12 protein-coding genes are annotated in these 16,667 nt (G+C 53.5%); 11 read left to right on the forward strand and 1 reads right to left on the reverse strand.

Annotated features, from left to right (window positions below; all coding sequences use genetic code 11):
* Positions 1-46: 46 nt before the first annotated feature.
* The 8 genes from csrD to tldD all read left to right on the forward strand — a co-directional run bounded on the left by csrD (position 47) and on the right by tldD (position 12,341).
* Entirely contained in the window at positions 47-1,987 is a 1,941-nt protein-coding gene (gene csrD, locus AAIG39_RS14340) for an RNase E specificity factor CsrD (protein WP_343194150.1), read from the forward strand.
* A gap of 309 nt (positions 1,988-2,296) precedes the next feature.
* Positions 2,297-3,340 (forward strand): rod shape-determining protein MreB, encoded by a 1,044-nt coding sequence (gene mreB, locus AAIG39_RS14345; protein WP_000913396.1) that lies wholly within the window; start codon positions 2,297-2,299, stop codon positions 3,338-3,340.
* 65 nt (positions 3,341-3,405) lie between these two features.
* Positions 3,406-4,410, forward strand: coding sequence for a rod shape-determining protein MreC (mreC, locus tag AAIG39_RS14350; RefSeq protein ID WP_047372903.1), 1,005 nt, complete (start codon positions 3,406-3,408; stop codon positions 4,408-4,410).
* Entirely contained in the window at positions 4,410-4,898 is a 489-nt protein-coding gene (mreD, locus tag AAIG39_RS14355) for a rod shape-determining protein MreD (RefSeq protein ID WP_039077409.1), read from the forward strand. The genes mreC and mreD overlap by 1 nt, the downstream gene beginning before the upstream one ends.
* Before the next feature lie 8 nt (positions 4,899-4,906).
* Positions 4,907-5,500, forward strand: a complete 594-nt coding sequence (locus AAIG39_RS14360; RefSeq protein ID WP_343194151.1) for a Maf family protein — start codon at positions 4,907-4,909, stop codon at positions 5,498-5,500.
* The gene (gene rng / locus AAIG39_RS14365; protein ID WP_047372905.1) at positions 5,490-6,959 is read left to right on the forward strand and encodes a ribonuclease G; all 1,470 of its coding nucleotides are present in this window, start codon (positions 5,490-5,492) and stop codon (positions 6,957-6,959) included. The genes AAIG39_RS14360 and rng overlap by 11 nt, the downstream gene beginning before the upstream one ends.
* A gap of 41 nt (positions 6,960-7,000) precedes the next feature.
* Entirely contained in the window at positions 7,001-10,810 is a 3,810-nt protein-coding gene (gene yhdP / locus AAIG39_RS14370) for an AsmA2 domain-containing protein YhdP (protein WP_343194152.1), read from the forward strand.
* A gap of 85 nt (positions 10,811-10,895) precedes the next feature.
* The gene (gene tldD / locus AAIG39_RS14375; RefSeq protein WP_090083015.1) at positions 10,896-12,341 is read left to right on the forward strand and encodes a metalloprotease TldD; all 1,446 of its coding nucleotides are present in this window, start codon (positions 10,896-10,898) and stop codon (positions 12,339-12,341) included.
* 84 nt (positions 12,342-12,425) lie between these two features.
* Here tldD and aaeR read toward each other — a convergent pair whose 3' ends face one another.
* Complete coding sequence (gene aaeR, locus AAIG39_RS14380) at positions 12,426-13,349, reverse strand: HTH-type transcriptional activator AaeR (protein WP_090083017.1); 924 nt, start codon at positions 13,347-13,349, stop codon at positions 12,426-12,428.
* 173 nt (positions 13,350-13,522) lie between these two features.
* Here aaeR and aaeX point away from each other — a divergent pair, with 173 nt between their 5' ends.
* From aaeX to aaeB, 3 genes are read left to right on the forward strand one after another with little or no spacing between them, the layout of a single operon-like run.
* Positions 13,523-13,726, forward strand: a complete 204-nt coding sequence (aaeX, locus tag AAIG39_RS14385; protein WP_039077415.1) for a p-hydroxybenzoic acid efflux pump operon protein AaeX — start codon at positions 13,523-13,525, stop codon at positions 13,724-13,726.
* Positions 13,727-13,733: 7 nt separating this feature from the next.
* Positions 13,734-14,666, forward strand: a complete 933-nt coding sequence (gene aaeA / locus AAIG39_RS14390; RefSeq protein WP_343194153.1) for a p-hydroxybenzoic acid efflux pump subunit AaeA — start codon at positions 13,734-13,736, stop codon at positions 14,664-14,666.
* 5 nt (positions 14,667-14,671) lie between these two features.
* Positions 14,672-16,639, forward strand: a complete 1,968-nt coding sequence (aaeB, locus tag AAIG39_RS14395; RefSeq protein WP_343194154.1) for a p-hydroxybenzoic acid efflux pump subunit AaeB — start codon at positions 14,672-14,674, stop codon at positions 16,637-16,639.
* Positions 16,640-16,667: the final 28 nt, after the last annotated feature.

Raw genomic sequence — 16,667 nt, forward strand, 5'->3', positions numbered from 1 at the left:
GGGTTTGCCGCGTCTCGTTCTTTTACACTACGGAGTTAACACAAGGATGCGATTAACGACGAAATTCTCAGCTTTTGTGACGCTACTAACCGGGCTGGCAATATTTGTTACCCTGGTTGGCTGCTCGCTGAGTTTTTATAACGCCATTCAGTCTAAGGTGGCGAACCGCGTAGAAGCGGTTGCGGCGGTGGTTGATACCCGTTTGATTTTTATGTCCCCCTCTGCCATCTCATCTCATCTTGATGAATTGATGGTGCCAGTGGACATTGTAGGTATTGAGGTCCGTCAGGGAAAAAAAACTGTTCTGCAGCACACCCGCAAAAGCAGTTATCGTCCGGCCGGCAGTAATTACCAGTATCGTGAATTAGAGATTAACTCCCTTAAAAACCCTGGCATGACCATGACGCTGGTCTACCAGGACCCGATGGCTAACTATTTCCGTTCGCTTATGACCACCGTGCCGTTGACACTGGCGATCGGCTTTATGGTCCTGATTATTTTCCTCTCCGTACGCTGGCTGCGCCGACAACTCTCGGGTCAGGAGTTACTCGAACTTCGCTCTACCCGTATTCTTAATGGGGAGCGCGGAGCGCAGGCGCGTGGTTCTGTTTATGAATGGCCATCCCGCGCCAGCAGCGCGCTGGATGTGTTGCTTTCAGAAATCCAGTTTGCCAGTGACCAACGCAGCCATATTGACACGCTGATTCGCTCCTATGCCGCGCAGGATACCAAAACCGGTCTCAATAACCGTCTGTTCTTTGATAATCAACTGGCTACGCTGCTTGAGGATCAGGAGAAAGTAGGTGCGCACGGCGTTGTAATGATGATCCGGCTACCTGATTTTGAATTATTGCGCGATAGCTGGGGGCGTCCCGCCGTCGAAGAGCATCTGTTTATGCTCATTAACCTGTTATCGACATTTATTATGCGTTATCCCGGTGCGCTGCTTGCGCGCTACCACCGCAGTGATTTTACCGTGCTGTTACCACACCGCACCTTGAAAGAAGCGGAAAGTATCGCCGGACAGATTCTCAAAGCGGTAGACGGCCTGCAACCCAGCAAGATGCTCGATCATGAAGATATGATGCATATTGGTATTTGCGCCTGGCGCAGCGGCCAGTCGACGGAGCAAGTCATGGAACATGCCGAAGCGGCGACCCGTAATGCGGTACTGCAAGGGGGGAATAGCTGGTCAGTTTACGACGATACGCTGCCTGAGCAGGGGCGCGGCAACGTTCGCTGGCGCACGCTAATTGAGCAAATGCTTAGTCGTGGCGGCCCACGGGTCTACCAGAAGCCTGCAGTGAATCGCGAAGGGATTGTTCACCATCGCGAACTGATGTGCCGCATATATGATGGCGACCAGGAGGTTATTTCTGCGGAATATATGCCTATGGTGCTGCAGTTTGGCCTGTCTGAGGAGTATGACCGCCTGCAAATTGGACGTCTCATTCCTTATTTACGTTACTGGCCGGAGGAAAACCTCGCCATGCAGGTGACGGTGGAGTCGCTGATTCGGCCACGTTTTCAGCGTTGGCTGCGCGATACCTTAATGCAATGTGAAAAATCGCAGCGTCGACGGATTATTTTTGAACTTGCCGAGGCTGATGTTTGTCAACATATCAGCCGGTTACAACCGGTGGTGCGGTTAATTAATGCGTTAGGCTCGCGAGTTGCTGTCACGCAGGCGGGTCTCACCCTGGTCAGTACCAGCTGGATTAAAGCGCTGGACGTTGAATTGCTAAAACTTCATCCTGGGATTGTCCGGAACATTGAGAAACGCACGGAAAATCAGCTACTGGTGCAAAGCCTTGTGGAGGCCTGCAAAGGTACGCATACGCGCGTTTTCGCCACTGGCGTTCGTTCGCGTGGTGAGTGGCAGACGCTGATTGAACGTGGCGTTTCAGGTGGTCAGGGAGATTTTTTTGCTTCCTCCCTGCCGCTTGACACCAATGTGAAAAAATATTCGCAAAGATACTCGGTTTGAACTGCCGTTTAAGCCGTTTTCACGTAGAATAACGCGCGCTGTATCGTACGTATGGGGGTGTGCTTGCCTGCCCGCCAGATTGCCACAGCGCGAACGCTAGTTTTAACCTTTGACAGGTTGCAAACGCAGGGTAAGGATTGCTCCCGCCATTGTTTACTCCTGAAGGAGTCAGGTTGTTTGTAACAAAGGAAACAAACTGCACTAATTTTCACCGTAGCAGATGATTTTTGCGCCTTGTCGCTGCTGCGTGTGGTTGGTAAAGTAAGCGGATTTTGTTTTCCGCCCCAGCTTTCAGGATTATCCCTTAGTATGTTGAAAAAATTTCGTGGCATGTTTTCCAATGACTTGTCCATTGACCTGGGTACCGCGAATACCCTCATTTATGTAAAAGGACAAGGCATCGTATTGAATGAGCCTTCCGTTGTGGCCATTCGTCAGGATCGTGCTGGTTCACCGAAAAGCGTGGCCGCGGTAGGTCATGATGCGAAGCAGATGCTGGGCCGTACGCCGGGCAATATTGCTGCGATTCGTCCAATGAAAGACGGTGTTATCGCTGACTTCTTCGTGACTGAAAAAATGCTCCAGCACTTCATCAAACAAGTGCACAGCAACAGCTTTATGCGCCCAAGCCCACGCGTGCTGGTGTGTGTACCGGTTGGTGCGACCCAGGTTGAGCGCCGTGCTATTCGTGAATCCGCGCAGGGCGCAGGTGCGCGTGAAGTGTTCCTGATCGAAGAGCCGATGGCCGCTGCAATTGGTGCGGGTCTGCCGGTGTCCGAAGCAACCGGTTCAATGGTGGTGGATATCGGTGGCGGTACTACAGAAGTTGCCGTTATCTCTCTGAACGGCGTCGTGTACTCCTCCTCTGTACGCATCGGTGGCGACCGTTTCGATGAAGCGATTATTAACTACGTGCGTCGTAACTACGGCTCTCTGATCGGTGAAGCGACCGCTGAACGTATTAAACACGAAATCGGTTCTGCCTACCCGGGTGACGAAGTGCGCGAAATCGAAGTGCGCGGTCGTAATCTGGCGGAAGGTGTTCCTCGCGGTTTCACCCTGAACTCTAACGAGATTCTGGAAGCGCTGCAGGAACCGTTGACCGGTATCGTGAGTGCGGTGATGGTTGCGCTGGAACAGTGCCCGCCAGAACTGGCGTCCGATATTTCTGAGCGCGGTATGGTTCTGACCGGTGGTGGCGCGTTGCTGCGCAACCTTGACCGCCTGTTAATGGAAGAGACAGGTATTCCTGTCGTAGTTGCAGAAGATCCACTGACTTGCGTAGCGCGTGGCGGCGGCAAGGCGCTGGAAATGATCGATATGCACGGCGGCGATTTGTTCAGCGAAGAATAGTCTGATTCAGATTCGGGGCGAAGATATCGCCCCGTATTTGTCTGGCCTGAGAATACGCAAAGCCTATGAAGCCAATTTTTAGCCGTGGCCCGTCGCTACAGATTCGCCTTTTCCTGGCGGTGGTAGTGGCGCTCGGAGTCATTATTGCCGACAGCCGCCTCGGTACGTTCAGTCAAATTCGAACGTACATGGATACTGCCGTCAGTCCTTTCTATTTTATTTCCAATGGTCCTCGCGAATTATTAGATAGCGTTTCACAAACGATCTCGTCGCGCGATCAACTTGAGCTTGAAAACCGGGCATTGCGTCAGGAGCTGCTGCTGAAAAACAGCGAGCTGCTGATGTTAGGGCAATATAAACAGGAGAACGCGCGACTGCGTGAGCTGCTGGGTTCGCCGCTGCGTCAGGACGAACAGAAAATGGTCACTCAGGTTATCTCAACGGTCAACGATCCGTATAGCGATCAGGTTGTTATCGACAAGGGCAGCGTAAACGGTGTTTATGAAGGCCAGCCGGTAATCAGCGATAAAGGCGTGGTAGGTCAGGTTGTCGCGGTGGCCAAATTGACCAGCCGGGTGCTGTTGATTTGTGATGCGACTCATGCGCTGCCGATTCAGGTACTGCGTAACGATATTCGTGTTATTGCCGCAGGCAATGGCTGTACTGACGATCTGCAACTGGAGCATTTGCCAGCAAATACCGATATTCGGGTAGGCGATGTGCTGGTAACTTCCGGTCTGGGTGGGCGTTTCCCTGAAGGTTATCCTGTTGGGGTGGTCTCCTCCGTAAAACTCGACACGCAGCGGGCGTACACCGTTATTCAGGCGCGTCCTACCGCAGGCTTGCAGCGTCTGCGCTATTTATTATTGCTGTGGGGAGCCGATCGTAACGGTACGAATCCAATGACGCCGGAAGAAGTACACCGCGTGGCTAACGAACGCCTGATGCAGATGATGCCGCAAGTGTTGCCTGCACCAGATGCGATGGGGCCACCTGCGCCTATTCCTGCACCTGCAACCGGTATTGCCGGGCCACCATCACCTTCTCAGGGTACCCGGGGAGGCCAATAGTGGCAAGTTACCGTAGCCAGGGGCGCTGGGTTATCTGGCTCTCGTTTCTTATCGCATTGTTGCTTCAAATTATGCCCTGGCCGGATGACATTCTTGTCTACCGGCCAAACTGGGTATTGCTTATCCTGCTTTACTGGATTCTGGCGCTACCGCATCGCGTAAATGTCGGCACAGGTTTCGTTATGGGTGCCATACTGGATCTCATTAGCGGATCCACGCTGGGCGTACGTGCGTTGTCTCTGAGCATTATCGCTTATCTGGTTGCGCTTAAATTTCAACTGTTCCGCAACCTGGCGCTGTGGCAACAGGCGCTGGTGGTGATGGTATTGTCGCTGGCAACAGAAGTCATCGTCTTCTGGGCTGAGTTTCTGGTCATTAATGTCTCCTTCAAACCAGAGATTTTCTGGAGTAGCTTCGTTAATGGCGTGCTTTGGCCATGGCTTTTCCTGCTTATGCGTAAAATTCGCCAGCAGTTTGCCGTGCAATAAAGGTTTCTATGACATCGATTTGGCTTGCCTCTGGTTCTCCGCGCCGTCAGGAATTGCTCACTCAACTGGGCGTCACCTTCGAGCGAATTATTCCCGGTATTGAAGAGCAACGTCAGGCGCAAGAAAGCGCCCAACATTATGTTGTTCGACTGGCAAGGGAAAAGGCGCTCGCAGGCGTAGCGATGGTTTCCCGCGATTTACCGGTGCTGGGGGCAGACACCATTGTCATATTTAATGGTGAAGTGCTTGAAAAACCGAAAGACTCCTCGCATGCTGCTAAAATGCTGCGACAGCTCTCTGGTCAGACCCATCAGGTGATGACGGCCGTCGCGCTGGCGGATAGCCAACACCTGCTGGATTGTCTGGTGACAACCGAGGTGACATTCCGGGCCCTTTCTGATGATGATATTGCTACCTATGTTGCCAGCGGTGAGCCGATGGACAAAGCAGGCGCGTATGGAATTCAGGGGCTGGGTGGCTGTTTTGTCAGGAAAATAAACGGGAGTTATCACGCTGTGGTGGGTTTACCGCTGGTAGAGACCTGGGAACTGTTGAGCAACTTTAACGCATTGCGCGAGGGAAGAGACAATCATGACGGCTGAATTGTTAGTCAACATTACGCCATCGGAAACACGCGTGGCCTACATCGATGGCGGTATCCTGCAAGAGATTCACATCGAACGTGAAGCGCGACGCGGGATTGTAGGCAATATCTACAAGGGTCGGGTCAGTCGCGTACTGCCTGGTATGCAGGCGGCTTTTGTAGATATTGGTCTGGATAAGGCCGCGTTTCTTCACGCCTCGGACATTATGCCTCACACCGAATGTGTGGCGGGGGAAGAGCAGAAGAATTTCACCGTTCGTGATATCTCTGAACTGGTACGTCAGGGGCAAGATCTGATGGTTCAGGTGGTGAAGGATCCGCTGGGAACCAAAGGCGCTCGCCTGACCACAGACATCACCTTACCTTCTCGCTATCTGGTCTTCATGCCAGGCGCGTCACACGTCGGGGTTTCTCAGCGTATCGAAAGCGAGGCTGAACGCGAGCGACTCAAGCAGGTTGTTTCTGAGTATTGTGATGAGCAGGGCGGCTTCATTATTCGCACGGCGGCAGAAGGGGTATGCAATGAAGATCTCGCCGCTGACGCTGCCTACCTCAAGCGGGTGTGGACGAAGGTAATGGAGCGCAAAAAGCGTCAGCAGACCCGGTGCAAGCTCTACGGCGAACTGGCACTGGCGCAGCGTGTCCTACGTGACTTTGCCGATGCTCAACTCGACCGGATCCGCGTTGACTCACGTCTGACCTATGAGATGTTGCTGGAGTTCACTGCGGAATACATGCCGGAAATGACCAGCATGATTGAACACTACAGTGGTCGCCAGCCGATATTTGATCTCTATGACGTTGAGAATGAAATTCAGCGCGCGCTGGAAAGAAAAGTGGAACTGAAATCCGGCGGCTATCTGGTTATCGACCAGACCGAAGCGATGACGACGGTGGATATCAACACCGGGGCGTTTGTTGGCCACCGTAACCTTGATGATACCATTTTCAATACCAATATTGAGGCCACACAGGCTATTGCTCGCCAGCTGCGTTTACGTAATCTCGGCGGCATTATCATTATTGATTTCATTGATATGAATAATGATGACCACCGCCGCCGCGTCCTGCACTCACTGGAACAAGCGTTGAGTAAGGACCGTGTGAAGACCAGCATAAATGGTTTCTCTCAACTCGGTCTGGTTGAGATGACCCGTAAACGCACGCGTGAAAGTGTGGAGCATGTTCTCTGTAATGAATGCCCCACCTGCCATGGAAGAGGCACAGTAAAAACGGTGGAAACCGTCTGCTACGAAATCATGCGCGAGATTGTTCGCGTACACCATGCTTACGACTCGGATCGTTTCCTGGTCTATGCTTCTCCTGCTGTGGCGGAAACCCTGAAAGGGGAAGAGTCCCATGCGCTGGCTGAGGTCGAAATCTTTGTCGGTAAGCAAGTTAAAGTGCAAATTGAGCCGCTCTATAATCAGGAGCAGTTTGATGTGGTGATGATGTAAAAGACGATTACGTCCAGACGTTTGTTGACAAGGAGAGGTGCGTGAGGCGATTGCCGGGGATATTGCTGCTTACAGGGGCGACGCTGGTAGTGATAGTGGCGCTGCTGGTAAGTGGGCTGCGCCTTGTCCTGCCCCATCTGGATAGCTGGCGCCCGGAAATCCTGGCGAAAATTCAGGCACAAACAGGGATTGCGGTTGATGCGAGTCATCTGAACGCCAGTTGGGAAAATTTCGGCCCTATCCTCGACGTTCGTGATGTTAAAGCCACCCTCAAAGATGGCGGCGATCTGTCCGTTAAACGCGTCACCCTGGCGCTGGACGTGTGGCAAAGCCTGCTACAAATGCGCTGGCAGTTCCGCGATCTCACGTTTTATCAGTTAGCTGTGCGCACAAATACCCCGTTGCAGCGCAATGATGATGATAATGCGATCGAAACAGATCGCATCAGCGACCTGTTCCTTCGCCAGTTCGATCACTTCGATCTGCGCGACAGTCGACTGAGCTTTTTGACTCTCTCCGGCCAGCGCGCCGAACTCGCAATCCCGCAATTGACCTGGCTTAACAGTAATGACCGGCACCGCGCAGAAGGCCAGGTGAGTCTGTCCAGCCTGACCGGGCAACACGGCGTTATGCAGGTAAGAATGGATCTGCGCGATGACAGAGGCATCCTCAATAATGGGCGGCTGTGGCTACAGGCAGACGACATCGACGTTAAGCCCTGGCTTAACAAATGGATGCAGGACAACGTTGCGCTGGATAGCGCCCGTTTTAGTCTTGAAGGCTGGATGACCCTGAATAAAGGTGTTGTGGAAAGTGGTGATGTCTGGCTTAAAAAGGGCGGCGCCAGCTGGCAGGGCGACAACGACACGCATCATCTCCTGGTCGATAACCTGACCGCGCACGTCTTGCGTCAGCAACAGGGCTGGCAGTTTGATATTCCTGCAACACGCATCACTATGGATGGCAACCCGTGGCCGCAAGGCTCGCTCTCCTTTGCGTGGGTGCCTGCCCGGGAAACGGGAGAGGCAACCGGTCAGCGCAGTGATGAATTACGCGTCCGGGCCAGTCGTCTCGATCTGAATGCTCTTGACGGTATGCTGCCGATTGCCGAAAAAATTTCTCCAGAGCTGGGGAAAGTTTGGCGGATTATGGCGCCGGAAGGGTTGCTGGAAAACCTGGCGCTGGATATTCCACTACAGGCGACGGAAAAAACGCGCTTTCAGGCAAGATGGAAAGACATCTCCTGGAAGCAGTGGGAACTGCTGCCGGGCGTTGAGAACCTTTCCGGTACGTTATCCGGCAGCGTTGAAAATGGGCGCGTTACTGTCGAAATGGCAAAGGCGAAAATGCCTTATGCCACGGTTTTCCGTGCGCCGCTGGAAATAGAAAAAGGGGTAGCGACCCTTGCCTGGCAAAACGATGAACGCGGTCTGCAGATCGATGGACATGATATCGACGTGCAGGCGAATGCAATACACGCCAGGGGGAATTTCCGCTACCTTCAGCCGGCAGGCGACGAGCCGTGGCTGGGTATTCTGGCGGGTATTAATGTTACCGATGGCGGTCAGGCATGGCGTTACTTCCCGGAAAATCTGATGGGCAAAGCGCTAGTGGATTACCTTAGCGCGGCCATTCAGGGCGGCCAGGCTGACAACGCAACGCTGGTCTATGGCGGTAACCCGCGGCTATTTCCATATAAGCACAATGAAGGGCAGTTCGAGGTGCTGGTGCTGTTACGTAATGCCACCTTTGCCTTTCAGCCAGACTGGCCGGCGCTGAAAAATTTCGATATTCAACTCGATTTCATCAATGACGGACTGTGGATGAAGGCAGATGAAGTGGCATTAGGCGGCGTCAAAGCCACAAATCTGACGGCTGTCATTCCGGATTACCTCAAAGAGAAATTGCTGATTGATGCCGATATCAACGGGCCGGGGAAAGCGGTTGGCCCCTATTTTAAAGATACGCCACTGAAAGATACGCTTTCTACAGCTCTTGATGAACTCCAGTTGGATGGTGATGTGAGTGCTCGCTTACATCTTGATATACCGCTCGACGGCGAGATGACAACCGCAAAAGGCGATGTCGTTCTCAACCACAATAACCTGTTCATCAAACCGCTTAACAGTACGGTGAAAGATCTGCGGGGCGGGTTCAGCTTTGTTAACGGCAATCTCAAAAGCGAGCCACTGCAGGCTATGTGGTTTAACCAGCCTGTGAATATTGATTTTACTACCACCGAAGGGACGAAAGCTTATCAGGTGGCGGTGAATCTCAATGGCAACTGGCAACCGGCGAAAACGGGTGTAATGCCGCAGCAAGTCAGTGATGCGGTGAGCGGCAGTATGGGCTGGAAAGGCAAAGTGGACATCGAACTGCCGCACAGCGCCGGGGCGAAATATAACGTTAGTATTGATGGTGACTTGACGGGTATCGCCAGTCGTCTGCCGCCGCCGCTTGATAAGCCTGCGGGGAAGGCGTTGCCGGTGAAGGTGAATGTTGAAGGTAATCTGCGCAGTTTCGATCTGACTGGCAGCGCGGGCAATAACAACCATTTCAACAGTCGCTGGTTACTCAACCAGAAACTCACCCTCGACAGGGCAATCTGGACCTCAGATAGCCGCACAATGCCACCACTGCCTGAACAGGCCGGCCTTGAGCTGAATCTACCGCCAATGAATGGCGCGCAGTGGCTGGGTCTGTTGCGGCAGGGGGTTGCCAACAATGTCAGCAATACAACGGCCTTCCCGGCCAGTGTTACGCTGCGTACTCCGGCACTTACCCTGGCAGGCCAGCAATGGAACAACCTGAGTATTGTCTCGCAGCCACAGGCCTCAGGGTCAGTTGTCGAAGCGCAAGGACGTGAAATCAACGGGACGTTTACGTTGCAGGATAACGCACCGTGGCAGGCTGCGATTCGCTACCTTTACTACAACCCGTCTGCGACGGCATCGGATGACAACGATATCTCTTCGCCGTCAACGTTGCTGCGCGGCAAGATGCAGGTGGATTTCACCGGCTGGCCGGATCTGCAACTGCGTTGTGCAGAGTGCTGGCTGTGGGGCCAAAAATATGGCCGTATCGAGGGTGATTTCGCAATCAACGGAGATACCCTGTCGCTGGCTAATGGTCTGATAGACAGTGGTTTTGCCCGTCTCACTGCCGATGGCGAGTGGGTCAATAAAACCGGCGGTGAACGGACCTCACTCAAAGGCACCCTTCACGGCGACAAAATCGATTCGGCGATGAATTTCTTTGGAATTTCAACACCACTGCGCAATGCGCCGTTTGATGTGAACTATGATTTACACTGGCGTAGCGCGCCATGGCAGCCGCAGGAAGAGTCGCTTAACGGTATTCTGCGTACCCGTCTCGGCAAAGGTGATATTACCGATATCAGCACCGGGCACGCAGGGCAACTGCTGCGCCTGTTTAGTGTCGACGCGTTGCTGCGCAAGCTTCGTTTCGATTTCAGCGACACGTTCAGCAGTGAAGGGTTCTATTTTGACTCTATCCGCAGTGCGGCATGGATCAAAGATGGTGTTTTGCATACTGACGATACGCTGGTGGACGGCCTGGAAGCTGATATTGCGATGAAAGGGTCGGTGGATCTGGTACAGCGTCAATTAGATGTCGAGGCGGTTGTCGCCCCGGAAATTTCAGCAACGGTAGGTGTTGCGGCAGCCTTTGCCGTCAATCCGATTGTCGGTGCGGCGGTGTTTGCCGCCAGTAAAGTTTTGGGGCCGTTGTGGAATAAAGTCTCCATTTTGCGTTATCGCATCACCGGTCCGGTAGACAAACCACAAATCAATGAAGTCTTACGCCAGCCGCGTACAGATAAAAAGCAATGATTTGACGGCGTCGGCGAATTGCCTCAAGCTCCTTATATCACACTTTATTATTGCCCGATGTGGCGGCAACGACGAGTAGCAAACGATGAGTCTGAACCTGGTAAGTGAACAATTGCTGGCAGCAAATGGGCTGAATCATCAGGATCTATTTTCCATCCTTGGTCAATTGACCGAGCGCCGACTCGACTACGGTGATCTCTATTTTCAGTCGAGCTATCACGAATCCTGGGTGCTGGAAGACAGTATCATCAAAGACGGATCATACAATATCGACCAGGGCGTTGGTGTACGGGCGGTAAGTGGCGAAAAAACCGGGTTTGCCTACGCTGACCAAATCAGTCTGCTGGCACTTGAGCAGAGTGCGCAGGCGGCCCGCACCATCGTGCGTGAGGCGGGCGATGGCCGTGTGCAAACGCTTGGCGCCGTTGAGCATCAGGGACTCTATGCCAGCATTGATCCATTGCAAAGTATGAGCCGCGAAGAGAAGCTGGATATTTTGCGCCGTGTGGACAAAGTGGCCCGTGCGGCGGATAAACGCGTGCAGGAAGTCTCTGCCAGTCTGACGGGCGTGTATGAATTAATTCTGGTTGCCGCGACGGACGGTACGCTGGCGGCGGATGTTCGCCCGCTGGTTCGCCTCTCGGTGAGTGTGCAGGTAGAAGATGACGGCAAACGTGAGCGCGGTTCCAGCGGTGGCGGTGGTCGTTTTGGCTATGACTGGTTCCTCAAGGATGTCGACGGTGATGTACGTGCCGATGCCTGGGCAAAAGAAGCGGTGCGCATGGCGTTGGTGAATCTTTCTGCCGTTGCGGCGCCTGCCGGAACACTGCCCGTGGTACTGGGGGCAGGCTGGCCGGGCGTATTGCTGCATGAAGCGGTCGGACACGGCCTGGAAGGCGACTTTAACCGCCGCGGCACGTCAGTATTCAGTGGCCACATGGGCGAGCTGGTAGCATCGGAACTTTGTACTGTTGTGGATGATGGCACCATTGCCGATCGCCGTGGTTCCGTCTCTATCGACGATGAAGGTACACCGGGTCAGTACAATGTGCTGATTGAAAACGGTGTGCTGAAAGGCTACATGCAGGATAAGTTAAATGCCCGTCTGATGGGCGTTGCACCAACCGGTAACGGACGCCGCGAGTCATACGCGCATCTGCCGATGCCGCGTATGACCAACACCTATATGCTGGCAGGGAAATCGACGCCCCAGGAGATCATTGAATCGGTCGAGTTTGGTATTTATGCGCCGAACTTTGGCGGCGGCCAGGTAGATATCACCTCGGGTAAGTTCGTGTTCTCTACCTCTGAGGCCTACCTGATTGAGAAAGGGAAGGTCACGAAGCCGGTGAAAGGGGCGACCCTGATTGGTTCGGGCATTGAAGCCATGCAGCAGATTTCCATGGTGGGTAATGACCTGAAACTGGATAACGGCGTGGGTGTCTGCGGTAAAGAAGGCCAGAGCCTGCCGGTGGGCGTTGGTCAACCGACGCTGAAAGTGGACAACCTGACCGTCGGCGGTACGGCATAATTATTATGAGTGGCCCGGGAGCGTCAGCGCTTAACCGGGCTATGTCCATGTAGCCCGGTTAAGGCATTTATGCCGCAACCGGGTTCACAACCCCCGCCCCTGCATCCCCTGATACAGCTTTGCGACCTCGGTAAAATAATCCGTCAGATAGTTAATACAGACCTGCACCTTTAGCGGCAGTTTGTCTTTTTCCGTATAGAGCGCCCAGACCGGACGTGGATCGGACTGATAGCGGCTAAACAAGATCTCCAGCGTCCCGTTATTGATCTCATTGATCGCCCACATCAATGGTACATAGGCGATCCCGGCCCCGGCGGTAAGCCAGCGCGTCATGGTCATTGGATCGTTGGTTACAAAGCGGCCCTGGGGGATAAGGCGAGTGGAAATACCTTCCGGAGCTATCAGCTCAAATTCATTATCGGGCCTGACGCTGTATTCCAGCCATGAATGGTTCACCAGATCCGTGGGTTTTTCCGGAATACCATATTGCGCCAGATAACTTTTGGCCGCGCAGACGACCATCGGCATCGCCCCCAGGCGCCGCGAAAACAGGCTCGAATCCTGCAATGCGCCCACCCGGATGACCACATCCAACCCGTCGGCAATGAGGTCCGGCGCAGGAATGCCTGTCACCAGATTGACCGATAAACCGGGGTACTCTTTCAGCATCGCGGCGGTCATCTGTGCGAGAACATTCTGCGCCATGGTTGAAGAACAACCAATGCGCAATGTTCCAATGGGCGTGTTATTAAAGGCATAAAGCTGTTCATGCACATCCTGCACTTCGTGCAGCATGCGTCGGCAACCCTGATAGTAAATTTTCCCGGCTTCGGTAAGCCCAAGGCTTCGTGTACTGCGGTTTAACAGCTTTACCTGTAGTTCATCTTCCAGCTTCGCCACCGTTTGACTGATGGATGACACGCTCATTTGTAATTGCCGTGCCGCGGCAGTAAATGAACCTTGTTCCACCACTTTGGCGAATACCGACATGCGTTTCAGTCGTTCCATTATTCACTCTGGCTTAAAAGTGATTTAGATCACATAATATAGATAACAGCATAACAGTTACGTTAATATACTATTTGCTGAATAATTAACGTGCCGATCTCGCCTTGCTTCCTGCTCCGCTGCGGTGCGTATAAGAAATATTGTCGCCTGCATTCTCTCTAATCAAGGTCAACATGAGTCTGTTTCCCGTTATCGTGGTGTTCGGTCTGTCGTTCCCACCGATTTTTTTTGAATTGCTTTTGTCACTGGCGATCTTCTGGCTGGTGCGCCGCATGCTGATCCCGACCGGGATCTACGATTTTGTCTGGCATCCGGCGTTGTTCAATACCGCGCTCTACTGCTGCTTGTTTTACCTGCTGTCGCGTCTGTTTGTTTGAGGTAGAAGTGAAAACACTAACAAGAAATCTCTTTCGTACCGCCATCACCCTGGCGCTGGTTATCCTGGCTTTTATCGCTATTTTCCGTGCATGGGTGTACTACACCGAATCCCCCTGGACACGCGATGCGCGCTTTAGTGCCGATGTGGTCGCTATCGCTCCTGACGTTGCCGGCTTAATTACCGAAGTCAGCGTCCACGATAACCAACTGGTAAAAAAAGACCAGGTGCTGTTTACCATCGATCAGCCGCGTTATCAGAAAGCGCTGGAAGAGGCCGAAGCCGATGTCGCTTACTATCAGGCGCTGGAAAGCGAAAAGCGCCGTGAGGCGGGCCGCCGTAACCAGCTTGGCGTTCAGGCGATGTCCCGCGAAGAAATAGAGCAGGCCAACAACGTTCTGCAGACAGTATTACATCAGTTGGCAAAAGCGCAGGCCACTCGTGATCTGGCAAAACTGGATCTGGAACGTACCGTGATTCGCGCCCCGGCCGATGGCTGGATTACCAATCTGAATGTTTATGCCGGTGAGTTCATTACCCGTGGTTCAACTGCCGTCGCGTTGGTCAAACAGAACTCCTTCTATGTTCAGGCCTATATGGAAGAGACCAAGCTCGAAGGCGTTCATCCGGGCTTCCGCGCTGAAATTACCCCGCTGGGCAGCAACCGCGTTCTGAAAGGCACGGTGGAGAGTGTGGCCGCCGGTGTGACCAACGCCAGCAGCAGCAATGACAGTAAAGGTATGGCGACGATTGACTCGAACCTTGAATGGGTACGTCTGGCGCAACGCGTGCCGGTACGTATTCGCCTGGATGAGCAGCAGGGAAATCTTTGGCCTGCAGGCACGACGGCCACGGTTGTGGTAACAGGTCAAACCGATCGCGATGAGAGCCACGACTCTTTCTTCCGCAAACTGGCTCATCGCCTGCGTGAGTTTGGTTAATCATTATGGCTATGTTTTCCATCGCCAGCTACCACGTTCGCTTCGCGCTAAAACTCGCGTGCGCTATCGTACTGGCACTGTTCGTCGGCTTTCACTTTCAACTGGAAACACCGCGCTGGGCGGTGTTGACGGCAGCGATTGTGGCGGCAGGACCGGCTTTTGCTGCCGGGGGAGAACCCTGGTCGGGCGCAATTCGTTATCGCGGTATGCTGCGTATTATCGGTACCTTTATTGGTAGTATCGCCGCTCTGACCATCATTATCGCCATGATCCGCGCTCCATTCTTAATGTTGGCGGTGTGTTGTATCTGGGCGGGGTTTTGTACCTGGCTTTCTTCGCTCGTCCGGGTGGAGAACTCTTATGCCTGGGGGCTGGCGGGCTATACGGCGCTGATCATTGTTGTAACGATCCAGAGCGAGCCGCTACTGGCACCCCAGTTTGCCGTTGAGCGTTGCAGTGAAATCGTAATCGGTATCGTCTGCGCCATCGCGGCAGATTTGCTGTTTTCTCCCCGTTCGATCAAACGCGAGATTGACCGCGAGCTGGATAGCCTGCTGGTGGCCCAATACCAGTTAATGCAGATGTGCATTAAACATGGCGATCCCGAAAGTGTGGATAAAGCATGGGGAGCGCTGGTGCGTCGCACGACTGCCCTTGAAGGTATGCGCAGCAATCTTAAAATTGAGTCCTCGCGCTGGGGGCGTGCCAACCGTCGTCTGACTGCGATCAATACCTTGTCGCTGACGCTGATTACCCAGGCGTGTGAAACGTATCTGATCCAGAATACGCGCCCCGAGCTGATTACCGACACGTTTCGTGAGCTTTTTGATGAACCTGTAGAAACCGTCCAGGATGTTCACAGACAAATGAAGCGGATGCGCCGGGTGATTGCCTGGACCGGTGAACGAGAAACACCTGTCACCATTTACAGCTGGGTCGGTGCGGCAACGCGGTATCTACTGCTCAAACGCGGCGTGGTGAGCAACACCAAAATCAGTGCGACGGAAGAAGAGGTTCTCCGTGGTGAAGTGGTCATAAAACCGGCGTCGGCGGAGCGCCATCATGCGATGGTCAACTTCTGGCGTACCACCTTATCCTGCGGGTTAGGAACTTTGTTCTGGTTGTGGAGTGGCTGGACTTCCGGTAGTGGAACCATGGTGATGATCGCTGTGGTGACGTCGCTGGCAATGCGTCTGCCAAATCCGAAAATGGTGGCCATGGATTTTCTGATAGGTACGTTGGTCGCCCTGCCGGTCGGTGCGCTCTATTTTCTGTTTATTATTCCCTCGACGCAGCAGAGCATGCTGTTGCTCTGTATCAGCCTGGCTGTGCTGGCTTTTTTTGCCGGTGTCGAGGTGCAGAAACGGCGGCTGGGATCGTTGGGGGCGCTGGCAAGTACCATCAACATCATTGTGCTTGATAACCCGATGACCTTTAAATTCAGTCAATTTCTTGATAATGCGCTTGGGCAAATTATCGGCTGTGGGCTGGCGCTGATCGTCATTTTGCTGGTGCGGGATAATTCGCAGGCACGAACCGGACGTATGTTGCTCAACCAGTTTGTCTCGGCGGCCGTCTCGGCGATGACAACCAACAGCGCGCGACGGAAAGAGAACCATCTGCCTGCGCTCTACCAGCAGCTATTTTTATTGTTGAATAAATTTCCTGGCGATGTGGCGAAATTCCGCCTGGCGCTGACATTAATCATCGCTCATCAGCGTTTACGTGATGCGCCTGTGCCGGTGAATGATGATCTCTCTGCATTCCATCGACAGCTTCGCCGTACGGCAGATAGTGTCATATCTGCTGGTTCGGACAGTAAACGACGGCGTTATTTCTCGCAGTTGCTGGAGGAGCTGGAGGTCTATCAGGAGAAATTACACCACTGGGATGCGCCGCCACAGGTGACAGAACCGGTAAAACGACTTACCGGGATGCTACACAAATATCAGCATGCGCTAACCAGCAGCTAGAGCCGAAACCGACGCCAGAAGCGTCGGT

The sequence above is a fragment of the Phytobacter palmae genome, from assembly GCF_039409775.1.
GTDB lineage: Bacteria > Pseudomonadota > Gammaproteobacteria > Enterobacterales > Enterobacteriaceae > Phytobacter > Phytobacter palmae.